Origin of the sequence: Ligaoa zhengdingensis (assembly GCF_014384885.1) — a bacterium.
Lineage (GTDB): Bacteria > Bacillota > Clostridia > Oscillospirales > Ruminococcaceae > Ligaoa > Ligaoa zhengdingensis.
Genome location: NZ_JACRST010000018.1, coordinates 1 through 21,303, shown reverse-complemented (window position 1 = coordinate 21,303; position 21,303 = coordinate 1). Strand labels below are relative to the sequence as shown.

21 protein-coding genes are annotated in these 21,303 nt (G+C 56.6%); 6 read left to right on the top strand and 15 right to left on the bottom strand.

Going from position 1 to position 21,303, the window contains the following annotated elements; all coding sequences use genetic code 11:
- Nucleotides 1-65: 65 nt before the first annotated feature.
- Nucleotides 66-965, bottom strand: a complete 900-nt coding sequence (locus H8711_RS10565; RefSeq protein WP_249283412.1) for an AraC family transcriptional regulator — start codon at nucleotides 963-965, stop codon at nucleotides 66-68.
- A 107-nt stretch (nucleotides 966-1,072) separates the two neighbouring features.
- Here H8711_RS10565 and H8711_RS10560 point away from each other — a divergent pair, with 107 nt between their 5' ends.
- Nucleotides 1,073-2,281, top strand: a complete 1,209-nt coding sequence (locus tag H8711_RS10560) for an MFS transporter (RefSeq protein WP_249283411.1) — start codon at nucleotides 1,073-1,075, stop codon at nucleotides 2,279-2,281.
- Nucleotides 2,282-2,294: 13 nt separating this feature from the next.
- On the opposite strand, the gene H8711_RS10555 is transcribed toward H8711_RS10560, so the two are convergent.
- The 5 genes from H8711_RS10555 to H8711_RS10535 all read right to left on the bottom strand — a co-directional run bounded on the left by H8711_RS10555 (nucleotide 2,295) and on the right by H8711_RS10535 (nucleotide 6,910).
- Nucleotides 2,295-3,326 carry a Gfo/Idh/MocA family protein gene (locus tag H8711_RS10555; protein ID WP_249283410.1) on the bottom strand — a complete coding sequence of 344 codons (1,032 nt, stop codon included), beginning with the start codon at nucleotides 3,324-3,326 and terminating at the stop codon, nucleotides 2,295-2,297.
- Nucleotides 3,327-3,361: 35 nt separating this feature from the next.
- The gene (locus tag H8711_RS10550; RefSeq protein ID WP_249283409.1) at nucleotides 3,362-4,681 is read right to left on the bottom strand and encodes a nucleotide sugar dehydrogenase; all 1,320 of its coding nucleotides are present in this window, start codon (nucleotides 4,679-4,681) and stop codon (nucleotides 3,362-3,364) included.
- A gap of 14 nt (nucleotides 4,682-4,695) precedes the next feature.
- A complete protein-coding gene (locus H8711_RS10545) occupies nucleotides 4,696-5,289 on the bottom strand; it encodes an acyltransferase (RefSeq protein WP_249283408.1) in 594 nt (197 codons plus the stop codon).
- A complete protein-coding gene (locus tag H8711_RS10540; RefSeq protein ID WP_249283436.1) occupies nucleotides 5,286-6,464 on the bottom strand; it encodes a DegT/DnrJ/EryC1/StrS family aminotransferase in 1,179 nt (392 codons plus the stop codon). The genes H8711_RS10545 and H8711_RS10540 overlap by 4 nt, the downstream gene beginning before the upstream one ends.
- A 143-nt stretch (nucleotides 6,465-6,607) precedes the next feature.
- Entirely contained in the window at nucleotides 6,608-6,910 is a 303-nt protein-coding gene (locus tag H8711_RS10535) for a hypothetical protein (RefSeq protein ID WP_249283407.1), read from the bottom strand.
- Nucleotides 6,911-7,124: 214 nt separating this feature from the next.
- Between H8711_RS10535 and H8711_RS10530 the strand changes: the two genes are divergently transcribed.
- Complete coding sequence (locus H8711_RS10530) at nucleotides 7,125-7,646, top strand: GNAT family N-acetyltransferase (protein WP_249283406.1); 522 nt, start codon at nucleotides 7,125-7,127, stop codon at nucleotides 7,644-7,646.
- Nucleotides 7,647-7,813: 167 nt separating this feature from the next.
- Complete coding sequence (locus H8711_RS10525; protein WP_249283405.1) at nucleotides 7,814-8,581, top strand: SDR family NAD(P)-dependent oxidoreductase; 768 nt, start codon at nucleotides 7,814-7,816, stop codon at nucleotides 8,579-8,581.
- On the opposite strand, the gene H8711_RS10520 is transcribed toward H8711_RS10525, so the two are convergent.
- The 3 genes from H8711_RS10520 to H8711_RS10510 all read right to left on the bottom strand — a co-directional run bounded on the left by H8711_RS10520 (nucleotide 8,571) and on the right by H8711_RS10510 (nucleotide 11,086).
- Complete coding sequence (locus H8711_RS10520) at nucleotides 8,571-9,002, bottom strand: YaiI/YqxD family protein (protein ID WP_249283404.1); 432 nt, start codon at nucleotides 9,000-9,002, stop codon at nucleotides 8,571-8,573. The two genes, H8711_RS10525 and H8711_RS10520, sit on opposite strands and share 11 nt — an antisense overlap.
- A 77-nt stretch (nucleotides 9,003-9,079) precedes the next feature.
- Nucleotides 9,080-10,705 (bottom strand): chaperonin GroEL, encoded by a 1,626-nt coding sequence (gene groL / locus H8711_RS10515; RefSeq protein ID WP_249283403.1) that lies wholly within the window; start codon nucleotides 10,703-10,705, stop codon nucleotides 9,080-9,082.
- A gap of 96 nt (nucleotides 10,706-10,801) precedes the next feature.
- On the bottom strand, nucleotides 10,802-11,086 hold the full coding sequence (locus H8711_RS10510) for a co-chaperone GroES (RefSeq protein WP_249283402.1): 285 nt from the start codon (nucleotides 11,084-11,086) through the stop codon (nucleotides 10,802-10,804).
- A gap of 415 nt (nucleotides 11,087-11,501) precedes the next feature.
- On the opposite strand from H8711_RS10510, the gene H8711_RS10505 reads away from it, so the two are divergent.
- Both H8711_RS10505 and H8711_RS10500 read left to right on the top strand, forming a co-directional pair.
- Entirely contained in the window at nucleotides 11,502-12,125 is a 624-nt protein-coding gene (locus tag H8711_RS10505; protein ID WP_249283401.1) for a trimeric intracellular cation channel family protein, read from the top strand.
- A complete protein-coding gene (locus H8711_RS10500; protein WP_249283400.1) occupies nucleotides 12,122-12,808 on the top strand; it encodes a lysoplasmalogenase family protein in 687 nt (228 codons plus the stop codon). The genes H8711_RS10505 and H8711_RS10500 overlap by 4 nt, the downstream gene beginning before the upstream one ends.
- Nucleotides 12,809-13,299: 491 nt before the next feature.
- Here the strand turns inward: H8711_RS10500 and H8711_RS10495 are convergent, their stop codons facing one another.
- From H8711_RS10495 to H8711_RS10485, 3 genes are all read right to left on the bottom strand, one after another.
- Nucleotides 13,300-14,499, bottom strand: coding sequence for a DUF4368 domain-containing protein (locus H8711_RS10495; protein WP_283245932.1), 1,200 nt, complete (start codon nucleotides 14,497-14,499; stop codon nucleotides 13,300-13,302).
- Nucleotides 14,500-14,698: 199 nt separating this feature from the next.
- Nucleotides 14,699-16,210 (bottom strand): recombinase family protein, encoded by a 1,512-nt coding sequence (locus H8711_RS10490; RefSeq protein WP_249283398.1) that lies wholly within the window; start codon nucleotides 16,208-16,210, stop codon nucleotides 14,699-14,701.
- A 94-nt stretch (nucleotides 16,211-16,304) separates the two neighbouring features.
- Nucleotides 16,305-16,496, bottom strand: coding sequence for a hypothetical protein (locus H8711_RS10485; protein WP_425516141.1), 192 nt, complete (start codon nucleotides 16,494-16,496; stop codon nucleotides 16,305-16,307).
- Nucleotides 16,497-16,907: 411 nt separating this feature from the next.
- On the opposite strand from H8711_RS10485, the gene H8711_RS10480 reads away from it, so the two are divergent.
- A complete protein-coding gene (locus tag H8711_RS10480) occupies nucleotides 16,908-17,426 on the top strand; it encodes a hypothetical protein (RefSeq protein ID WP_249283396.1) in 519 nt (172 codons plus the stop codon).
- Between the two features lie 806 nt (nucleotides 17,427-18,232).
- Here H8711_RS10480 and H8711_RS10475 read toward each other — a convergent pair.
- From H8711_RS10475 to H8711_RS10465, 3 genes are all read right to left on the bottom strand, one after another.
- Nucleotides 18,233-18,628 carry a recombinase family protein gene (locus tag H8711_RS10475; protein WP_249283395.1) on the bottom strand — a complete coding sequence of 132 codons (396 nt, stop codon included), beginning with the start codon at nucleotides 18,626-18,628 and terminating at the stop codon, nucleotides 18,233-18,235.
- Complete coding sequence (locus H8711_RS10470) at nucleotides 18,625-20,232, bottom strand: recombinase family protein (RefSeq protein ID WP_249283394.1); 1,608 nt, start codon at nucleotides 20,230-20,232, stop codon at nucleotides 18,625-18,627. The genes H8711_RS10475 and H8711_RS10470 overlap by 4 nt, the downstream gene beginning before the upstream one ends.
- Nucleotides 20,233-21,303: recombinase family protein (locus H8711_RS10465; protein WP_249283393.1), on the bottom strand; the 1,071-nt coding region annotated here is incomplete at its 5' end.

Below are 21,303 nucleotides of genomic sequence, written 5' to 3'. Positions count from 1 at the left end.
GTTTGCTCAGGGAAAAAATTGGGGCGCGGCCAAATTCGGCTGCGCCCCTTCACCTATTTGAGCTGTTACATTGCGTTATTTTTTCGCCTGTACTCCCGCGGAGAACAGCCATAAAAGCGCTTAAACATTTTTGCAAAGTTGCTCGGACTATCAAAACCACATAAACCTGATATCTCAGATATCGTTTTTGTCCGCTCGGTTTCAAGCAATACGGCGCCCTGCATAACTCTGTATTTTAACAAATACTGCATGGGAGAAAGTTGAATCGTCCTTTGAAAACATCTCAAACATTCACGCTCGCCAATATTTGCGGTCCTGGCTATATCCGCCAGGGTGATATCATCCGCATAGTTGGCGTGGATATACTCCAGCATTTCTCTAATGCGGATAGTATCGTGATGCGCTGCCAGCGCCTCCGTTGGGGCAGTATGCCGGATTTGTTGCCATAAATAAAAGCATATGAGGGATAAATGCTCCCTCACCACAAATTCAAGGCCTGGCACATCGTGGACCAGCGCCTCAAAAGCGATCTGGAAGTTCTCGGCTATCGCCTGATCGCAAGCGGTTTTGGGCTGAAAACTATCGAGAGAACTGCACGAAACCAGGGGCGCCATATATTTTTGGGCGAAAACAGAGATGTTGTTGCCTGTAATCAACAGGGGGTGGAAAACCAGCGAGCGCAAATCGCACTGGTCCTTTGCGACTGCATGATGAGGTATATTGGAATTTATGACAATGCAATCCCCCGTATTGAGCAAATATTGTTTCCCCGGCACCTGTACCTGGATTGATCCACTTTTTACATATGCAACTTCTAATTCTTCATGCCAGTGCCATGGGATCACATCCTTGGGCGCATTCGTATACACAGCGGAATATCCGGCGCATGGAAATTCAAAAGTCCCGTGCGTCTGGATTTCCCGCCCTTCGCTGTTTACGCTAAGCCCGCACTTTTGCAAACCCATTTTTGTCCTCCTCCAGTCGGTTTTCTTCCATTATATGTCCAAAATATCATTGTTTCAAGCAAAAAAAGGCGCTATTCTTATATTTGCAAAAACAAGGAGGGGTAAAAATGTTTCAGCTTCTATTACTGGTTATTTATTTATCGTTTGTCAGCTTGGGTCTGCCGGATTCGCTGTTGGGTTCCGCATGGCCCGCCATGTACAGTGAGATGTCCGTTCCTGTTTCGTTTGCCGGTATCGTTTCTATGATTATTGCGGGGGGAACCATTATCTCCAGCCTGCAAAGCGACCGGCTCACAAGAAAATTCGGGACAGGAAAAGTGACTGCATTTAGTGTGATGCTGACTGCCGTTTCGCTTTTTGGGTTTTCTGTGAGCCGCTCATTTGGGCAGTTGTGTTTATGGGCAATTCCCTATGGGCTCGGGGCGGGCAGTGTAGACGCTTCCCTGAACAACTATGTAGCCCTGCACTACAAAAGCCGCCATATGAGCTGGCTGCACTGCATGTGGGGCGTGGGGGCCTCTTTAGGCCCCTATGTCATGGGCCATGCCCTGACAAACGGCCAAACCTGGAATATGGGTTATCGCTATATCGGCTCTTTACAGGTGGTTTTGACCATTATTTTGATATTGAGCTTGCCTCTGTGGAGCAAAACCGCCGCAGCCAGTCTGGGCCAAAAAACAGAGACACCGGGCGGTGAAGCTCTTTCTCTGCGTCAGATCATCAAAATACCCGGCGTCAAAGAAGTAATGGTGGCCTTTTTCTGCTATTGCGCCATCGAACAAACAGCCGGGTTGTGGGCCAGCAGCTATTTTGTGTTTCACGGCCGCTTATCGGCTGAAACGGCCGCGGGATTTGCCAGCCTCTTTTTTATCGGTATCACAGCCGGGCGGGCGCTCAGCGGATTTTTAACGATGGCCCTGAACGACCAAAAAATGGTGCGTCTGGGGCAGGGAATCATATTTTTAGGCTTACTGCTGTTGTTATTGCCGTTTGGTATGGCAAGCTCATTCGCCGGCCTAATGTTAATCGGGCTCGGATGCGCGCCGATTTACCCCTGTATCATTCACTCTACGCCCGAGCATTTCGGCGCAAATAAATCACAGGCGATCATCGGCATCCAAATGGCGAGTGCCTATGCCGGCACCTGTATCATGCCGCCGTTATTTGGGCTCATTGCCGAACAGTTCGGCGTCGCCCTGCTGCCCATCTACCTGTTTGTGCTGCTTCTTTTCATGGTTCTGGCCTATGCGCAACTTTTGAAAAAATGCAGGAAAACGGAAAACGCAGATGATCTGCCGCCATCCGGGCAACGCTGAAGGCCCGCGCCCTTTACAGCGGCAGCTTCACCCATCCGCCGGTTTCGGCTGCGCGGTAGATCGCCAGCACCAGCTCCAGCGCGCGGCGGCCCGCCTCCAGAGGGATGTAAGGCTCGCGCCCCTGCCTGATGGCGTCGATCACGTCGCGGTAGAGCGGGGTGTGTCCAAAGCCGTACACCCCTTTGGGCGCCTCGCAGAAGCGGGACTTGACCTCCTCCGCATCGTCCAGCCCGTCGCCGAACCGCCACTCCTCCAGCAGGTTGACGCTGCCACCGCCCGCCTTGACCGTGCCGCGCTCCCCAAAGATGGCGAGCGTTTCCTCCAGATTCTTCGGATAGACGTCGGTGGTGCCCTCGATGAGCCCGTAGCCGCCATTTTTAAACCGCATCACCGCCAGCCCCAGGTCCTCCATCTCGATGTAGGGGTGCGCGAGGTTGGCCGTCACAGCGCAGACCGCACCCACCCCGTCCCCCATCATCCAGCGCAGCAGGTCGATGTTGTGGATGCACTGATTCATCAGCGCGCCGCCGTCCTGCGCTTTGGTGCCGCGCCAGGGCGCCTGCTGGTAGTAATCCTGTCCGCGGTTCCAGCGCACGGTGGCCACGCCGTAATACAGCCGCCCGAAGCGGCCGGATTCCAGCGCGCCGCGCAGCTTTTGAATCGACTTGTTGAACCGGTTCTGGTGGCAGGCGCAGGCCACCAGGTGGCGGCAGCGCGCAGCCTCGATCAGTTCGTCGGCCTCCTCCAACGTCATGGCCACCGGCTTTTCGATGATGACGTTGCAGCCCGCCCGCAGGCAGTCCAGCGCGATGGCGGCGTGCGACCCGCTCGGGGTCGCTACTGCGGCCAGCTCCGGGGTGAACTCGCGCAGCATCGCCTCGTGGCTCCGGTAGCAACGCACCCCCGCAAGGCCGAAGCGGTCGATCAGCTTTTGCATGGCGGCTGGGTCGGTGTCGCACAGGGCGACGATGGTCAGGCCGTTGTTCTGCGCGGCCGCGATGTGGTTGGGCGAGATGCGCCCGCAGCCGATCAGGGCATAATTCATGGACAGGGCCTCCTTTGCTACAAGTTGGGGCGGGTTCACAGGCGTTCGATGTTGCTTCGGTCCGCCACCTTGGCGGCCGCGTTCCGGGTGTCGAACACAAAGGCGGCGTTCGCGGCCACCATCTCGTAATCCACAGCGCTGTGGGCGCAGCAGATCACCACGAGGTCGAATTCCCCCAGGGTTTCGGCGTCCAGACGTTCCAGGCCGTAGCGTACCTGCCCCTTGGCGGTGTATTTGGGCACGTGCGGGTCGTAGTAGGCCACCTGGGCGCGCATCTCGCTGAGCTGTTCGATCACTTTGATCGCCGGGCTCTCGCGGTAGTCGCCGATGTCCTGCTTGTAGGCGACGCCCAACACGAGCACCCGCGCGCCGCTCAGCGTCTGGCCGCGCCGGTTGAGGATGCGGGAGCAACGCTCGGCCACATACTGGGGCATCGCGCGGTTGATCTCGCCCGCTGTCTCGATGAGCTTGGTGTGGTAGTCGTACTCCCGCGCCTTCCAGGTGAGGTAGTACGGGTCGAGCGGGATGCAGTGCCCGCCCAACCCGGGCCCGGGGTAGAACGCCTGAAAGCCGTAGGGCTTGGTGGAGGCCGCCTCGATCACCTCCCACACGTCGATTTTCATCCTATCGCAGATGACCGCCATCTCATTGGCCAGGCCGATGTTGATGTTGCGGTAGGTATTCTCCAGAATCTTTTCCATCTCGGCCACGCGCGGGCTGGATACCTCCAACACGTCCCCCTCCAGCACCATGCGGTACATCGCCGCGATCACTTCTGTGGCGTCCCAGCCCACGCCGCCCACCACCTTGGGGGTGTTCTTGGTCTTGTATTGACGGTTACCCGGGTCCACCCGTTCGGGGGAAAATCCGAGATAAAAGTCGCGGCCGCAGGTGAGGCCCGACCCCTCCTCCAGGATGGGCAGCAGCAGCTCCTCGGTGGTGCCGGGGTAGGTGGTGGACTCCAACACCACAATCGCGCCGCGCCGCAGGTGCCGCGCGACCTCCTTCGCGCTGTTTTCCACATAGCTGATGTCGGGCTGTTGATGATCGTCGAGCGGCGTGGGCACACAGATGGCGATGAAATCCGCCTGCGCTACCTGCGAAAAGTCGTCGGTGGCGTGCAGCATCCCCTGCTGCACCAGTTCGCGCAGATCGCTGTCCACCACGTCCCCGATGTAGTTTTCCCCCTGGTTCACCAGCTCCACCTTGTCCCGCTGCACATCGAACCCGATGGTGCGGAACCCGGCCTTGGCCTTTTCCACCGCAAGCGGCAGGCCCACATAGCCCAGGCCCACCACGCCTACCACGATCTGGCGGTGGGCGATGCGGCCCAGCAGCTCCTGTTTGAGTTCCATTCGGTTTTCCTCCTTCACCGGCTGTTCGCCGGAAGCATTTCCACCCGGCCGCTTTGCAGGCGGTAACGGGCGGCGCAGACGGGGCACTGAGCCTCTCCATCCGCAAATCGGAGCCGTTCCCCGCAGCGGCAGACCCACCCGGTCAGCCGCGCAGGCACCCCGACCGCCAGCGCATAGTCGGGCAGATCGCGCGTAACCACCGCGCCCGCGCCCACCAGCGCATACCGGCCCACCGTGTGGCCGCACACCACCGTGGCGTTGGCTCCGATCGATGCGCCCCGCATCAGGCGCGTCTCTCGGTATTCCCGCTTGCGCGGCACAAAGCTGCGCGGGTTGATCACGTTGGTGAACACGCAGGACGGCCCCAGAAAGACGTCGTCCTCGCAGACCACCCCGTCGTACACCGACACGTTGTTCTGCACCCGCACCCGGTCACCCAGCCGCGCGCCGCCCGCAATCACCACGTTCTGACCGAGGCTGCAATCATTCCCGATCACCGCGCCCGCCATCACGTGGCAGAAGTGCCAGATCCTCGTCCCCGCGCCGATGGTGCAGGGCCGGTCGATCCAGGCGGACTCGTGCGCAAAATAAGGCTGCGTCTGGTTCATCCGGGTTCCTCCTCCAACGCGGCGCGGCGGACGCAATCAGCTACCCATTCCACCTCGCTGTCGGTGAGCTCAGGGAACAGCGGGATGGCAAAGCACCGCTCCGACAGAGCCTCCGCGACCGGGAAGTCCCCCGGCTTTGCACCCAGCGCGGCGCAGGCGGGCTGCAATGGTACGGGCACTGGGTAGTAGACGCCGGTGGCGATCCCCTCCTCCGTCAGGCGGGCCAATATCCGCTCCCGCCGGCCGCTTTGCAGCACATAGAGGTGCCAGGCGGGCGACAGATGCGCGGGCGATGCTGGCAAGACGAGCGGCGTGCCGCGCAGCGCCTCGGTGTAGTAAGCCGCGATGGCCCGGCGGCGCGCGGTGTCCGCGTCCAGCCGCCGCAGGCGCACCCGCAGCAGCGCGGCGTGCAGCTCGTCCAGCCGGGAGTTGTAACCCGCCAGGTAATGGTGATATTTATCGGTGGGCAAAGCTCCATCGGGCGGGGCGCTGCCCAGCCCGGCCGCCGCCAGACGGCCGTTCTCGCCGCTGCCGTGGGTGGCGAGCGCCCGGCAGATGCGCGCCAGCCGTTCGGAATTTGTAACGATCATGCCGCCGTCCCCGGCGCAGGAGAGGTTCTTGGTGGGGAAAAAGGAGAAGCAGCCCAGATCTCCCATCGCGCCCGCCCTGTTTCCTTCGTAGTCCGCGCCGATCGCCTGACAGGCGTCCTCCACCACCGCGAGGCCGTAGCGCCCCGCGACGCGGTGCAGCAGATCCATCTCGGCAGGCAGGCCGAATAGGTGCACCGGCAGGATCGCCCGGGTGCGGCTGGTGACGCGCTCCTCCACGCGGTTTTCGTCGAGGTTGTAGGTGTCCGGCCGCACGTCCACAAACACCGGCTTCGCGCCCACCGCCAGGATCGCTTCGGTGGTGGCAAAGAAGGTGTATGGGGTGGTGATCACCTCGTCGCCCCCGCCAATCCCCAGCGCGCGCAGAGCGATGGTGAGCGCATCGGTGCCGTTGGCAACGGCCACCGCGTGGCTCACCCCCAGGTAGTCCGCCATCTCCCGCTCCAGCGCCGCGACATTTTCCCCCAGGATGTATCGCCCGCTTTCCATCACAGCGCGCAGGGCGCGTTCGGCGTCCGGCCCGTCAGCGGCATGGCGGCGGACGAGATCGATCAAGGGCAGCTTCATCATAAGGCCCCTTTCGCTTGAATTTTCCGCGTCCGATCGCACAGCGCGGCAACTGTCCTTATCATTGCCGAAAAGCGCAAAAAAATGCCCCCTGCGCCGGATGCGCAAGGGACATTCCTTTTATTTTTTGATGCGGCCGCCGCTCAGTTGCGGAAGCGCTTGCTCTTTAAGAAGTAGCCCAGACCGATGACGATCACAATGGCGTTGAGGATCACACTGAGATAGATCAGCTCCGGCCGTTCGATCGCAGCGCCCACCACCGAGATCCAGTTGACGGCGGAGAGCACAAACATCAGCAGGGAGAAGTAGTTGAGCGTCTCCTTCTCCTTGTATTTCTTGCGGGTCTCCGGGTCGTTGCCCAGCAGCCAATTCTTGCAGTAGCCCAGCTTAAAGGCGACGCCCAGCGCTAAAAATCCCACTGCAAAAAGAAAATCCATATTTCCCATGGTCTGTTCCCCTATCTTTTTAAATTCTGGCTGACAATTATTTCTTAGTATACCACAAAGCTACGCCTTTGCAAACCTCCCCGCTCTTTCCTCCCTTTCGCCATAAGCGCCGCCGGGTTTCCACTCCGGTCATCGCACCGACAGCCCCTGTTGAGGACAGTTTAGTTGTATGGTAGAATGAAACCGTCAAACTGGAAATTTCGGAGGAAACGATATGGAAATACACACCGCCATAAAAGAGGATTATCCTATGGTCAGGGCCTTTTATCATTCTTTGATCGAAGGAATGCAAAATTCAGAATTCGATATCGGCTGGAAAAAGGACATCTATCCATCGCCTGACTTTTTGAAAGATTCTATCGCCAACGGGGATTTGTTCATCGGAACAGAAGAAAATAAAATTGCTGCGGCGATGGTGTTAAATCATGAATGTAACGATGGATATCAGGAATTTGAATGGCCGACAAAAACAGAGCATTCCGAAGTAACTATCATTCATGCGCTTGGCGTTCATCCTCAGAAGAAGGGAAAGGGATATGCAAAGCAAATGGTTGATAAAGCATTTGAAGTTGCTAAAAGAAATCATCAAAAGGCGATCAGGCTGGATGTACTGGAAGGGAATCTTCCCGCCGAAAAACTATATACAGGTTTAGGATTTCAATATATGCACACTTTAAAAATGTTTTATGAAGATACCGGATGGACAAATTATAAATTGTATGAATACGCGCTGTGACCAATCATTTTTACGTTGAGTTACAGCTTCCCATTGATCGGGCAGCCGCCAGCTTTAAGGTGGCTGCTTTTTCTTGTCTGTCAGGGAGATGAGACGCTGTTTATTCTGGCAAAACTTCGCCCAATATGATACGATAGAGACCGATCAAACGAAAGGCGGGATTTTTGATGAAAATTGCGATTGTAACCGGCGCTTCGTCGGGCATCGGGTGGGAATTCGCCCGGCTGATTGCGGCCGGCCCCGAACCTCTGGATGAGCTTTGGCTGGTGGCGCGCCGGCGCGACCGGCTGGAGGCGCTGCGCCGCGAACTTCCGGTACCCGCTCGCCTGTTTTTCCTCGACCTGACCCGGCCGGAGGGGCCTGAGGTGCTGAAAGCCGAGCTGAAACGGCTGCATCCCCTGGTCTGCCTGTTGGTGAACGCGGCGGGCTACGGCAAATTCGGTCGCTACGATGCGGTGCCCGAGCAGGCCGCGCTGGGGATGATCGACCTCAACTGCCGCGCACTCACCGCGGTGACCACCGCAGCGCTGCCCTATTTGGGACGCGGCGCGCGCATTTTACAGATGGCCTCCACCTCGTCCTTCCAGCCGCTGCCAGACATGGCGGTGTACGCGGCCACCAAGGCGTTCGTCGCCAGCTATTCCCGCGCGCTGCACGAGGAGCTGCGCAGCCGCGGCGTCACCTGCACGGCGGTATGCGCGGGCTGGATGCGGACCGAATTTCTCGAAGTGGCCCGGCGCGGCGCGGACAGCGGAGCGGTCAGCCGCTTCCCGTTTTTGCAGACGCCGCGCGCGGTGGCCGAACAGGCGCTGCGCGACTCAGCGCGCGGCAGGGCGGTCTCGGTGTGCGGGCTGTGGAACCAGCTGCACCGCGCCGCTGCCAAGCTGCTGCCCGCGCAGGCGGTGATGTGGGGCTGGAAGCGCATCAAGGACTGAGCAGCGCCGCAAGCGCGCACTCAAACGCCTCATCCTGCGCGCGCGTGCGCTTAGCTGGGCCCTTCAGACGACCGCCCGCTCCCCGGATTTTTCGGGCGGTGTGCCGCGCCAACAGCAGCGCGTCGATATTTTCCCCGGTGTAGACCAGTCCGTTTTGGCTGAGCGCCGCCGCGCCGCGCGCGAGGCACAGCGCTGCGAGGCCGTAATCCTGCGTCACGGCGACGTCGCCCGGGCCGATCCGGTTGGCGAGCGCGAGATCGACGCTGTCCGCTCCCTGGGACACGACGACGGTCTGCGCACCCTCCCGCTCGATGCGGTGGGTGGTGTCGCACAGCAGCACCACCGGCACGCCGTGCGCCCTGCCCAGCCGGATGGTGCGGTCCACCACCGGGCAGGCGTCCGCATCCACAAAGATGGTCATTCGCTCCCCTCCTCCCTCGGATACTGAAAAAGCGCCGGATGGAACGCTCCATCCGGCGCTTTGATTGATTGTGCGGATTAATACATACCGCCGCCAGCCGGCATAGCGGGCGCGGCAGGGGTTTCCTCTTTGATATCGGTGACCAGGCTCTCGGTGGTCAGCACCATCGCGGCGACCGAAGCGGCGTTCTGCAGCGCGGAACGGGTGACCTTGGTCGGGTCCACGATGCCTGCGGGAATCATATCGCAGTAGACCTCGTTGTAGGCGTCGTAGCCGTAGCCCACCTTGCGGGAGCGCTTGATCTTGTCGATAATGACCGAGCCGTCCATGCCCGCGTTGAGCGCGATCTGGCGGATCGGCTCCTCCAGGGCCTTGGCGACGATCTTGGCACCGGTCTTTTCATCGCCGTCGCAGGAGGCGACCAGCTTCTCCACAGCGGGGATCGCATTGATCGGGGCCACGCCGCCGCCGGCGACGATGCCCTCCTCCACGGCCGCCTTGGTGGCCGCCAGCGCGTCCTCGATGCGCAGCTTCTTCTCCTTCATCTCAACCTCGGTGGCTGCGCCGACCTTGATGACCGCTACGCCGCCCGCCAGCTTCGCCAGACGCTCCTGCAATTTCTCTCTATCGAAATCGGAGGTCGTGGTCTCGATCTGGGCGCGGATCTGCGCGACGCGGTTTTTGATCTCGGTCTGGTCGCCGGCGCCGCCGACGATGATGGTGTTCTCCTTCTGGACCTTGACCTGGCGCGCGCGGCCCAGCATATCCATGGTGGTCTCCTTCAGCTCGAGGCCCAGCTCCTCGCTGATGACCTGGCCGCCGGTGAGGGTGGCGATATCGCGCAGCATCTCCTTGCGGCGGTCGCCGAAGCCGGGCGCCTTGACCGCGACACAGGTGAAGGTGCCGCGCAGGCGGTTGACCAGCAGGGTGGTGAGCGCTTCGCCCTCCACGTCCTCGGCGATGATGACGAGCTTCTTGCCGGACTGCACGATCTGCTCGAGCAGGGGCAGAATCTCCTGGATCGCGGAGATCTTCTTATCGGTGATGAGGATGTAGGCGTCGTCGATGACAGCCTCCATCTTGTCGGTATCGGTGACCATGTAGGGGGAGATGTAGCCGCGGTCAAACTGCATACCCTCGACCACTTCGCTGTAGGTCTCGGCGGTCTTGGATTCCTCGATGGTGATGACGCCGTCCGAAGAAACCTTGTCCATCGCCTCGGCGATCAGCTTGCCGATCGTCTCGTCCCCGCAGGAGACGGTGGCCACACGGGCGATATCGTCCGAGCCCGCAACCATCTTGGAGTTCGCAACGATCGCGTCCACAGCCGTGTCCACAGCCTTCTGCATACCCTTCTTGAGCACCATCGGGTTGGCGCCCGCAGCCACGTTCTTCATGCCCTCGCGCACCAGCGCCTGCGCCAGCAGGGTGGCGGTGGTGGTGCCGTCGCCCGCCGCGTCGTTGGTCTTGGTGGCAACCTCTTTGACCAGCTGCGCGCCCATGTTTTCAAACTCGTCCTCCAGCTCGATCTCCTTGGCGATGGTCACGCCGTCGTTGGTGATGAGCGGCGCGCCGAACTTTTTATCGAGCACCACGTTGCGGCCCTTGGGACCCAGGGTGATTTTAACGGTGTTGGAAAGTTTGTCGATACCGGCCTGGAGCGCTTTGCGGGCTTCCTCGCCGTAGATGATCTGTTTTGCCATAGTCGAATTCCTCCATTTATCTCAAAAAGTTGGGATGCTGCAAGCTCAAATCCCACCGGAGCCGCATCCTGAGCCCCGCGCAGGCAATGGGGATGTTTACTCGACGATTGCGAGAACGTCGTCCTGACGCAGAATGGTGTACTCCTGGCCGTCAACCTTCACCTCAGTGCCGGAGTACTTGCTCATCAGGACCTTGTCCCCGACCTTCAGGTACATTTTGACTTCTTTGCCATCCACCGTGCCGCCCGGGCCTACCGCTACAACCTCGGCCACCTGCGGCTTCTCTTTGGCCGAACCAGCCAGGATGATGCCGCTCTTGGTGGTCTCTTCCGCTTCAACCATCTTGATTACCACTCTGTCTGCAAGAGGTTTGATTGTCATGGTGTATTCCTCCAATATCTTAAATATTTTTGACGTGTTTGATTTGGCACTCTTTATCTTTGAGTGCTAAATACTATTCTAATCATTTTCCAGAAAAAATCAAGAGCAAATTGAAAAAATCTTGGAAAATTCACATTTTTGTAAAAATTAAAGCCATTTCTGCAAAAAACAGGGCTGTCTTTGCAAAAATTCGACCCTTGTCTGCAAAAAAAGAACCCTTCGCCGCAAAATTTTAACCCACGCCTCAAAAATGGGCTCCGCAGTCATGTTATGCGCCAAACAGCAAAATAATTCCTATTTTGGCCCGCCTTTCGGCAAATATTCGTTGCTTTTTCGGCGCTTTTGTGATGAAATAGGAGCAGAGGGCTGTCCCTCTGGGGCGGACCGAAAGCAGTGCACAGAAATGAGGAGAGCAATGGGCGTTTTAACGGTTTTGGAGGGCATCGGAGTGTTTGCCTTCGCGATGTCAGGCGCTTATGTAGCGACGCAAAAGAATATGGACCTGTTCGGCATCTACACCCTCGCCATCGTCACCGCGATGGGCGGCGGCATCACGCGCGATGTGGTGATGGGGCGCGGCATCCCCGTCTTTTTTACCAGCTACCGTTCCTTTTTTATCATCCTGGTGGCGGCCACGCTGGTGTTGTTTTTGAAAAATTACTACAAATGGACCTTTATCATCACCATCATGGATGCGATCGGCCTGGCGGTGTTCACCGTGGACACCTGCATCAAGGCCGCCGCCTCCCACTACAACCTTCTGTCGTTCGTATTCATGTCGGTGATCACTGCGGTGGGCGGCGGGGTGATCCGCGACCTGCTGTGCAGCCGGGTGCCCGTCATCATGCGGCGGGAGATCTACGCGACCGCCTCGCTGGCCGGGGCGCTGCTCTACTGGGCGATCTACCGCTTTGCCGGCGAGCTGATCTCCTGCTACGTCTGCATCGCGTTCATCGTCGCATTCCGCCTGGCCAGCGTCTATTTTCGCTTCAACCTGCCCCGAATTCGCAGGGGCGCTGCGGGAGAGGAGGACGGATGATGATCGCTTACCTGTTGGTATCCGCGCTGGCGCTGAGCCTGTGCTTTTACTTCTTTTCGCTCTACCGCAACCGGCAACGCATCCGCGTTCTCTCCAAGGCCATCACCAGCCTGTTGTTCGTGGCCATCGCTGTGGCTGCCTGCTGGGTGGCCGACGCAGACCGGCACTACTTTATCTACCTGCTCATCGCCCTCGCGCTGTGCACTTTCGGGGACGTATTCCTTGAAATTTCCAAGACCGACGAGCTGGGCATCAACTATTTTATCTACGCGCTCATCTCTTTTTTCTCCGCCAACGTCGCCTTTCTCATCCTGTTTTGCAGCATCGCGGGGGTGTTCCCCCTCGATTTCTTTGTCTCCGCCGCCGTTTTGGCCCTTCTGGCGCTGGGGGCCCGTCTGCTGCGGATTGATTTTCTCAACATGCACAGCTATGTCACCGCATACGCGTTGACTGCAATTTTCATGTTTGTCAAGTCGCTCTCGCTGCTCTACGGCGCAGGCGCGCACCTGATGCGCAACCAGCTCGTGGCGCTGGGCGGCGGGCTGTTCTTTCTCTCCAACCTACTCTATGCGTTTTATCTGTTTCTGCCCAGGGCGCGCAACCGAGCGATGGAGGGCGTGGGTGCAGCGGTGTATTACACCGGCCAGACATTGATTGCGTTGAGCGTACTGTTCGCCGGTTGAGGCGTGGCCATGAGGAGCGGCCTATAAGGCCGAAAGAAAAGCCAGCGCCTAAAAGACGCTGGCTTTCACTTGTTCAAGCCACAGAGGACAGCATACCGTCTGTCTTGTTGTCCAGGGTTTCCAAAGGGGCTTGCCCCTTGGCACACGAATTTGCTTGCAAAGTGTAATGTGTTGTACGCTCTGTCAGCGTTGTCGTGAAAATGCCATACCGCCGGGGAGGGCAACGGCAGGATCAGCAGGAAAACAGGATTGCGGTTGCGTGGCGTGGAGGCACAAGCGCAGGGCTGATTTCATCAGCAGACAGGGCATACATGAGAGCCCCCGTCTTTTGCCCCACGCCGGACTTCAGGACAAAATGTCCCGAACTTGTAGCCACATTCCCAGAAGAGCAGACGGATTTTTCTCTCAAAATTGAAATGGACGGGAAGCCGTTTTAGCCGCCTACCCATAGGGAAGTAAATTGATGTTTGTAGGACAGCATGGCAGTTTTGCTATGCTGTCCTGCTTTTTCTGTGCCGTTCTACGGTCTGTGCGTCCTCGTCCTGCTTCAATTCTCCGACGAAGTTCCAGATAATCTGGATTTTCTGCCGCCGGTGTCCGGTGGACTTATCCGGCGCATGGATGATAATCTTCTTCACAAACTCGTTGACAATCGTAGGCGTTAGTTCGGTAATCCCTACATACTTCCGAATGACGGCGGCGAAACTGTCAAAATCCGCTTTGTCCTGTTCGTAGGTGCTTACCATTTCCCGGCCCATCTTGACTTTCTGTGTCAATTCTTCCTGTTCCGCTTCATACTCCGCCGACAGCTTCAAAAACCGTTCATGGGAAATCGCGCCCGATATATCGTCCTCGTAGATACGCTTGAAAATCCGGTCAAGTTCTGCTATCCGCTTTTCCGCTTGGGCGATTTCCCGCTTGCGTTTCCTTGCCTCTTTTTCCGCTTCCTCGAAACGCTGCTGATGTACCGTTTCCCGAAAACTTGTGATGTCCTCAAAGAATAGCGCGGTTACGTCGAATATCCGGCGCAGTACAAACAGCTTCAAGGTTTCTTCGCGGATATAGTGCATGGTGCAATCGCCCGTATTGCTCTTGTATTTGGAACACCTGTAACAGTCTTGGTCTGGGGTCATGCCCTTGCCTGTTGAGAAATGCAGCTTACTCCCACAATCCGCGCAGTACAACAGTCCAGAAAACAGCCCTTGCCGTTCCGCTTGCTTGGCGGGGCGGCGTTTGTTTGCCCGTAATTCCTGCACTCGCTCAAATACATTGCGGTCAATAATGGCAGGTTGGGTATCGGGGAAAATCCGTTGGTTTTCCGGTGCATTTTGCAGACGCTTTTTCAGCTTGTGGGACTTGGAATAGGTTTTGAAGTTGACCGTACACCCCGTATATTCTGAACGCTCCAAAATCGCCGCGACAGATTTGTAATCCCACCGAAAGGGGTTGTCCGGCATGGCCTTTCCGTCGCGCCTTGCATAGTGAGCTTTCGCTGTTAGAACCCTGTCGGCAGTCAAGACTTTTGCAATCTGCATCGGCCCTTTCCCTGCAACGCACAAATCAAAAACCCTTTTCACAACTTCGGCGGCTTCCTCGTCTACAATCCATTTTTTCTTGTCGTTGGGGTCTTTCACATACCCATAGGGTGGGTTGCTGCAAAGATGTTCCCCGGCGTTGCCCTTTGCCCGCATGACGGCTCGGATTTTCTTGCTTGTATCGCGTGCGTAAAAATCATTGAAAAGATTGCGAAACGGGGTAAAATCGTTGTCGCCCTTGTCGCTGTCCACACCGTCGTTGATTGCGATATAGCGAATATCTCGCTCGGCAAAGAAACTTTCACCATTATAGACAAGAGCACAAAAGGGATAAGGTACGGCGGGGGTCAGCCCGTCAGATTTTCCACTCGATTTCTACCTTTTCATTCGTCGCCCGGATAACGGTTATCAATGCGTCCACCACCTGCCGCTTGTCCTCAAAGCTGACATTCTCCCAGTCGGCCAGATACCCGGAAATGCTCTCGATCCGTTCAGCCGGGACAGCGTCCGCCGAGAGCTTCGCAATCTCATGGGAGATGTCCTGCCGCCTTGCGTCCAGTTCTTCAATCCTGCTGTTGGCGTAGGAGAGCAAAACCGGGGTTGCGCCCGTCAGCGTGTCCAGCAGCTTTTCAATCTCGCTCTCCACCTGCGCCAGTTCCAGCCGCTTCGCCGTCAGCTTCGGGGAGATTTTCGCCGCCTTTTTCCGGCCCGTCAGCGTCTTGAAGTCCTTCAGCTTCTTTACCATCGCCCCATAGACCACCGCTTCCAGTTCGTGCAGCTTCACGCACCCGCAGCCGGGACAGGCCCCGCTGTCCGCATGGACGGTGCAGCGCATATAGAGGATACCGTTGGCGTGCGCCGACATCAGCGCATACCCGCACTTCCCGCACTTGATTTTTCCCGCCATCCATGTGTTCCGGGCCTTCCTCGCCGGTTGGTAGGTGTGACTGGCGAGCAGCTTCTTGCGGCATTTCAGCCACAGTTCCGAGGGGATAAAGCCCTCGCTGGGCGCAAGCACCAGCGTCTGCCCTTGCAGGTGCTTATGCTTGTCCGCCGTGTTCCCCTTGCCCTGATAGTAATAGCAGCCGTTCGTTCCCGCAAAGTCGGCGGCGTCGTTGTAAATATCCGTCCCCTGACTTTTGTAAAACTCATAGATGTCGAGGTCTGCCATCACATAAATGGGATTGCGGAGGATAACGCTCAAGGTGGCCCTTGACAGCGGCCTGCCGTGGTAAGTGCGCATCCCGTCCGCCGTCAGCTTCTTTGTGATGTCGTGGAGGGACACCTGCGGATTGGCGTACATCTCGTACATCTGCCGCACAAAGGCCGCTTCCGTTGGCTCTATCACCAACTTCTTTGTGCGCACCCCGTCCATCACATACGGCTCTGTCCGGAACCCGTAGGGCGTTTTGCCGCCCATCTTGAAGCCCCGCTGACAGCGGGAGTGCCATGCGTCCTGCACCCGCTTCTGTATCGTTTCCCGTTCAAGCTGGGCGAACACGATACAGATATTCAGCATAGCCCGCCCCATCGGGGTGGAGGTGTCGAACTTCTCTGTGGAGGACACAAACTCCACCTCGTACTTTTGGAAGAAGTCCATCATCTTCGCAAAGTCGAGGATAGACCGACTGATACGGTCAAGCTTATAGACCACCACTTTCCGCACAAGGCCGCTTTCAATATCCCGCATAAGCTGCTGGAACTCCGGGCGTTCCGTGTTTTTCCCGGAATAGCCCTTGTCTTTGTACTCTTTACAGTTACCGCCTTTCAACTCGTATTTGCAAAACTCAATCTGGCTTTCAATGGAAATACTATCCTTTTTGTCTACCGATTGTCTTGCATAGATTGCGTCTATTCTATTATCCATGTTGTCGCTCCTTTTCTTAAAAAAGAAACGGAGCTGCTGACGGTATTATTATACCGCCAGCAGCCCCGCAAATCAACGGTGGCTTTGGAAAACCTTACGCCCCGGCTTCTTCACTTTTCCGTTTATCGGCGTACTTGCGGAACACCTCGTAAAGCTGCTGTTCCAACTCCCGGCGTTTCGCCGCTTCCTGCTCCGGGGTAAACACCGGGGAGAGGTTTTCCAGCGTGATTTCCTTTCCCTGAAAAATTACGACCTCTGTTTCTTTCTTGTAGCGGATATTGCTTATAAAATCACCTTTCCTTTCCATGTATGTTGACAGCGTTTCCCCGTTTCGTGGGGTGGGAATGATAGGACACAGCCCCCCTCTGTTCCGGGGCCGGGAAGCCTTGAAAAATCAGGGCTTTTTACCCTCTAAATGGTAACATGGCAGACCTCCTCTCCGTGTTTGATTTTGGGGAGCGCAGAGGCCCCGCAAGCTGAAAGCAGCTTGCGGGGCCTCTGGCCGTTCTATCTCACTAATTTTTTACGGCATAAGTGTATACAAATTGTTCCAGCAGGAGCGGACGCACAGCGGGAAATTTTTTGACGGACAGGGGCAAAAAATCCCGCCCCCGCCCTTGCGCTTTGGCCCGCCCGCCTGTATAATAGGACCATCTGAATTTCTGCGCCGTTCTGGCGCTTGAGGGGGGCTTATATTGTGGGCTTTAATCTGAATAAAGCGAAAGCGGCAAAGGAAGAAATTTTGAAGTCGTTTACTCCGTTGGAACTGAACGAGAACAATGTCCAGGCCATCTTCAACAGGTGTTTGGCAACGAAAGAGGATGACCTTGACGATGTAACTTCCAGCGTCCTGTTCCAGCGGGATTTGGGCTATGACGAGGACAGCAAGCCTATCTTTTTCCATAAGGGCAGGCTTGAGAAGAATAAGAAAAATATCCTCTATCTCCTGGGCCAGTTTAAAACTGTCCATGAGGATGATTTGAGGCTTACTTCCGCCACGGCGATTTACCGCTACGACGGGGCCAAATGGACTGTCGATACCGTCACCCTGATGGAGTTGTTCCATCTGGGCGAAGTAATCCACGGCATTCAGCCCTTTACCAAAAAATCCAACACGGCGCATATCGCCCGTCTGCTGGTCAAGCCCACCCTCTCCCCGAAAGACCCGGCGTTCCCGGCGTGGTGGGAACAGCACAAGGGCGAGTGGGAGGACTGACAGCGGCGGGGTAGCAACCCCAGGCGTGGCCGTCAATGGCGGCGCACAAGTGCGCCGCCATTGACCGCCCCACCCGGTCTTGCTGTATGGTAATCAAGGCGGGCAAGCCCCAAGGGTGCTTGCCCGCCCCTTTTGATTTTGGGAGAGAACGGCCCCACGCTGAAACAGGCGGCCAAGCGCCGTTAGGGGATTGGCCGCCTTGCCCACCCACAAGCGGAGCGGCGGGCGGCGGTCAAGGCCGGGCGTAAGCCCGCTTGTTTCAGCCTTGACGGGCGCTCGCCGCTCTGCTTCGGGACACTTTGTCCCACCAGCGGGGGACGGAGGACGAGGGACGGGGGCTTGTATACCTGCCGCCGCTTTCTGAAAACGGGCAGGCGTTTTGTTCCCTCCCGGTCACAAAACCTCCGCCCGTTTTCCTGCCGAGGGAAGCGGGGCGCATACCGCACCGCCCCCCGCTTCCCCCGTCAGACGCGCCAGCAGGTATAACACACTACACCTTGCAAGCAAGGTCGTGTGCCAAAGGGGAGGCCAAGCCCCCCCTTTGGAAACCCCCGGACAACAAAAAAGGCCGAACATCTGCGCTTTCCATGCGCCCGATGTTCGGCCTTTATTTGTTGTCAGCAGCCCGTTTCACGGCCTGCCCCTTTGTGTCCTTGTCCATAATGTTTCTGTGTAATAGCCTACTTTCAGATAATCCCTCCCCATGCGGGACATATCTTCTTGTGTCAAGTAGGGACTAAAAAAATTTTGAGAATTTACAAGCCGTTCATAGGTGGACAACCACCCGTGAACGGCTTGCGTTTTCTCTATGCTCTTTTGCCGTTCTTTGTGCGACGTTTCTTATACGCCGTCTCAAACGCCTCCATCATTGGAGTGACCGGAAGCTCGTTGTCAGGCTTGGACAGATACTCGAACCGGATGCCGTTCTCCCGGAACTTTCGCTCAAACCTTATGAAAGAGGAAGTGTCCCGGCTAATCCGTGAGGTGTCACGGGTGAGGATCGTACCGATGTCCTGACGCTTGGCTTCGTTCAGCAGGAAGTTCATGATACCTTCCGTATGGACGCCGGAGATGCCGTCTGCCGCCACAGCAGCAGCCACCTCATAGCCTTTGTCCTTCGCATAGCGTTCCAGCTCTTCCCGCTGGTCTGTTGCCGCAAGCTGATCCGCACAGGCAACGCGGATATAAAGAAATACTTTCATTTGGCTTCTCCTTCTGATGTAGTGAGGAAGTCCTTGAACTTCCAGACGATTTCTATGTTGTCGAGATCGTAAATGTAGACCGCAGAAATGAATGCGTGGGTCAGCTCATAGGTCAGAGCTTTGCAGTCGGCGTACTGATCGCAGACAGCATCCAGCTTTTCATCTGAACAGGAGGTCTCGGAGTCAAGCTCCTTCATCCGCTCGTGACTGCGCTGGATTGCTTCATCGTTTTCAGCCATCTTCGCATCCGTTGTCGCCTTTTGTTGAATGTACGCTTCCTTCGTGATGCTCCCGGCGGCATACTTCTCGTAAAGCCTCAGCTTCGACGCCTTGTGCTGCTCGTTCTGCTTTTGCAGAGTGCGGATTTTATCAGCACATTCCTTGATGGCAGATTTCCGTAGATCACCGACTTCGCGGTTCTGTATTGCTTCCTTCTGTGCCAAAGCGAGAAACTGAGTAAGGGCATGGAATACAACCTTCTCAATATCCATTTCCGGAAAGCTCCTGCCAATCGGACAGTCTGTGTTTCCGTTGTTGATCGAGTGGATGCACTGGAAGTACCGAATGCCAGCCTTGTTCTTGCGGCGTGTCATAGCACGTTTACAGTTACAGCAGCGGACAAGTCCCTTGAGCGGATAGTCATGCTGCTTGCGCGTGGGATTCCGTCCTCCACCTCGAATGACCTTCTGAGCAAGCTCAAAGTCTTCCTTGCTGACAATGGCTTCATGGGTTCCTTCTACGATGATCGGCTCATTGACAACGCGCTTTTTTGAGCCGACACCGCAGGACTTCATTTTGCGACTGACCAGCGTTCCGGTGTAAACAAGGTTTTTGAGGATGTTATAGACCATCACGGTTTCCCAACTGATTTTCTCGCTCATGTTACTGAACTTCTTCTTGTCGGGATGCTTGCTCTTGAAGTATTGCCCCGGCGTCGGGATACCGTCATCATTCAGGCTGCGGGCGATCTGAGAGGTGTTGCTGCCTTCCAGAGCCTCGTGGAAAATACGACGGATCACATCAGCCGCCTCCGGGTCTACGGCAAGTTTGTTCCGAATGGTGGGATGCAGGACGTAGCCGTATGGAGCGTAGCCACCGACATACTTGCCCTGCTTCATCATCTGGATTTTTGCCGATGTGGTCTTTACGGAAAGGTCTTTGCTGTATGCGGCGTAGATGATGCTGCGCATAACCACTTCCAGACCGCCCGTTGTGCCTTTGTAATCGTCGCTGTCATAGCCGTCGTTGATGGAAATAAAGCGGACGCCCATGAACGGAAAAGTGCATTCCAGATAGTTTCCCGTTTCAATGTAGTCACGAGAAAAGCGGGAAAAGTCTTTGACGCAGATCAGGTTAATCTCGCCGCGCTTGACCTTCTCCATCATCTGCGTGAACTGAGGACGGTGAAAGTTCGTGCCGGTATAACCGTCATCCGCAAACTCAGACCGCTGACAGCGAGACAGCTCCGGATGATTGTCGAGAAAGCGATTGATGAGCATACGCTGGTTGCCGATGCTGTCACTTTCCGCTTTGTTTCCATAGCCGGTATCTTCATCAGCCATTGAGAGGCGGATGTAGATGCCGATGTTGTATTCCTTGCTCATTTACATCACCTCCTGTACTTCTTTAATGCTCTGAACGGTCAGAGCGTAAATATCGCCGTATTTCATGACCAGCTCGATTGAGCCGCCCTCATGGACTTTCACAAGCTCTACGGACTCGTCAACCAACTCCTGAGAGAGCATCGTTGCACCGCTGACAGATTTCATCAGTGTGAGCCACTTATTGTCCTCGGACATTGCCTCGGCAAACTTTACCTTCCGCTGAACCGCTTCATCCAACCGCCGGGAAAGGTCGGCATACTGCTCATCGTAGGCTTTCTTGGCAAAGGTGTATTCCTCTTCATCGAGAATGCCTTCCGTGAAGTCCTCATAGAGCCGAGTACGCTTCTTGGAGATGCCGCTGAGTTTCAGATTCAGGCTTGTAATGAGTGCATTCTGCTGATCGCGGATGCTGCGTTCGCCTTCGCTGTTTCTCAGTTTGGCAAGCAGCTTGTCGTAATTGAGAGCTGCCTTGACTTGAAGCTGGATCGCCGCAAGCACATCGGCTTCGAGCTTATCCTGCCGCGTATAATGCGGTGTACAGAGGTTGCCGCGTTTGACGGATGAGCTGCATTCATAGAAGGCATACCACGCGCCGTCCTTGCGTTTATCAACGCGCTTGCGGTGGAAGTAGAGTTTTCTGCCGCAGTCTGCACAGACGATTTTGTCTTCAAAAAGATTGATCAGCGTAGCGCGGATTTCTTCCGTGCGCTCCATCTTCTCAATCCTTGTCCTTGCAGCGGCGTTCCGCATTTCTCGCACCTTCTGGAAATCCTCACGGGAAATAATAGCCTTGTGCGTATTGGGAAAGACAATCCATTCCTCGCGGTCGATATGCTGATTCCTGACGCCCTTGTAGATGGCGTTCAGCGTTCGTCCGAGTACGGTATCTCCGACGTAATGGGGATTATCCAGAATGGTAGTCAGTGAAGACTTGTTCCAAATCTTCTTTGCCGTAGCATTGCCTGTGCGGACGCCGACCTGATACTTCTGAAACTCCGGATTGGGCGCGTTCATTGCATCAAGCCGGTCTGCAATCGCAGGAAGGGACAGCCCTTCAATCTTCCATTGGAA

Coding starts and splice junctions, on each gene's coding strand:
- H8711_RS10565 (WP_249283412.1), bottom strand. CDS start 965: ATGGGTTTGCAAAAGTGCGGGCTTAGCGTAAACAGCGAAGGGCGGGAA.
- H8711_RS10560 (WP_249283411.1), top strand. CDS start 1,073: ATGTTTCAGCTTCTATTACTGGTTATTTATTTATCGTTTGTCAGCTTG.
- H8711_RS10555 (WP_249283410.1), bottom strand. CDS start 3,326: ATGAATTATGCCCTGATCGGCTGCGGGCGCATCTCGCCCAACCACATC.
- H8711_RS10550 (WP_249283409.1), bottom strand. CDS start 4,681: ATGGAACTCAAACAGGAGCTGCTGGGCCGCATCGCCCACCGCCAGATC.
- H8711_RS10545 (WP_249283408.1), bottom strand. CDS start 5,289: ATGAACCAGACGCAGCCTTATTTTGCGCACGAGTCCGCCTGGATCGAC.
- H8711_RS10540 (WP_249283436.1), bottom strand. CDS start 6,464: ATGAAGCTGCCCTTGATCGATCTCGTCCGCCGCCATGCCGCTGACGGG.
- H8711_RS10535 (WP_249283407.1), bottom strand. CDS start 6,910: ATGGGAAATATGGATTTTCTTTTTGCAGTGGGATTTTTAGCGCTGGGC.
- H8711_RS10530 (WP_249283406.1), top strand. CDS start 7,125: ATGGAAATACACACCGCCATAAAAGAGGATTATCCTATGGTCAGGGCC.
- H8711_RS10525 (WP_249283405.1), top strand. CDS start 7,814: ATGAAAATTGCGATTGTAACCGGCGCTTCGTCGGGCATCGGGTGGGAA.
- H8711_RS10520 (WP_249283404.1), bottom strand. CDS start 9,002: ATGACCATCTTTGTGGATGCGGACGCCTGCCCGGTGGTGGACCGCACC.
- groL (WP_249283403.1), bottom strand. CDS start 10,705: ATGGCAAAACAGATCATCTACGGCGAGGAAGCCCGCAAAGCGCTCCAG.
- H8711_RS10510 (WP_249283402.1), bottom strand. CDS start 11,086: ATGACAATCAAACCTCTTGCAGACAGAGTGGTAATCAAGATGGTTGAA.
- H8711_RS10505 (WP_249283401.1), top strand. CDS start 11,502: ATGGGCGTTTTAACGGTTTTGGAGGGCATCGGAGTGTTTGCCTTCGCG.
- H8711_RS10500 (WP_249283400.1), top strand. CDS start 12,122: ATGATGATCGCTTACCTGTTGGTATCCGCGCTGGCGCTGAGCCTGTGC.
- H8711_RS10495 (WP_283245932.1), bottom strand. CDS start 14,499: ATGCGGGCAAAGGGCAACGCCGGGGAACATCTTTGCAGCAACCCACCC.
- H8711_RS10490 (WP_249283398.1), bottom strand. CDS start 16,210: ATGGATAATAGAATAGACGCAATCTATGCAAGACAATCGGTAGACAAA.
- H8711_RS10475 (WP_249283395.1), bottom strand. CDS start 18,628: ATGAAAGTATTTCTTTATATCCGCGTTGCCTGTGCGGATCAGCTTGCG.
- H8711_RS10470 (WP_249283394.1), bottom strand. CDS start 20,232: ATGAGCAAGGAATACAACATCGGCATCTACATCCGCCTCTCAATGGCT.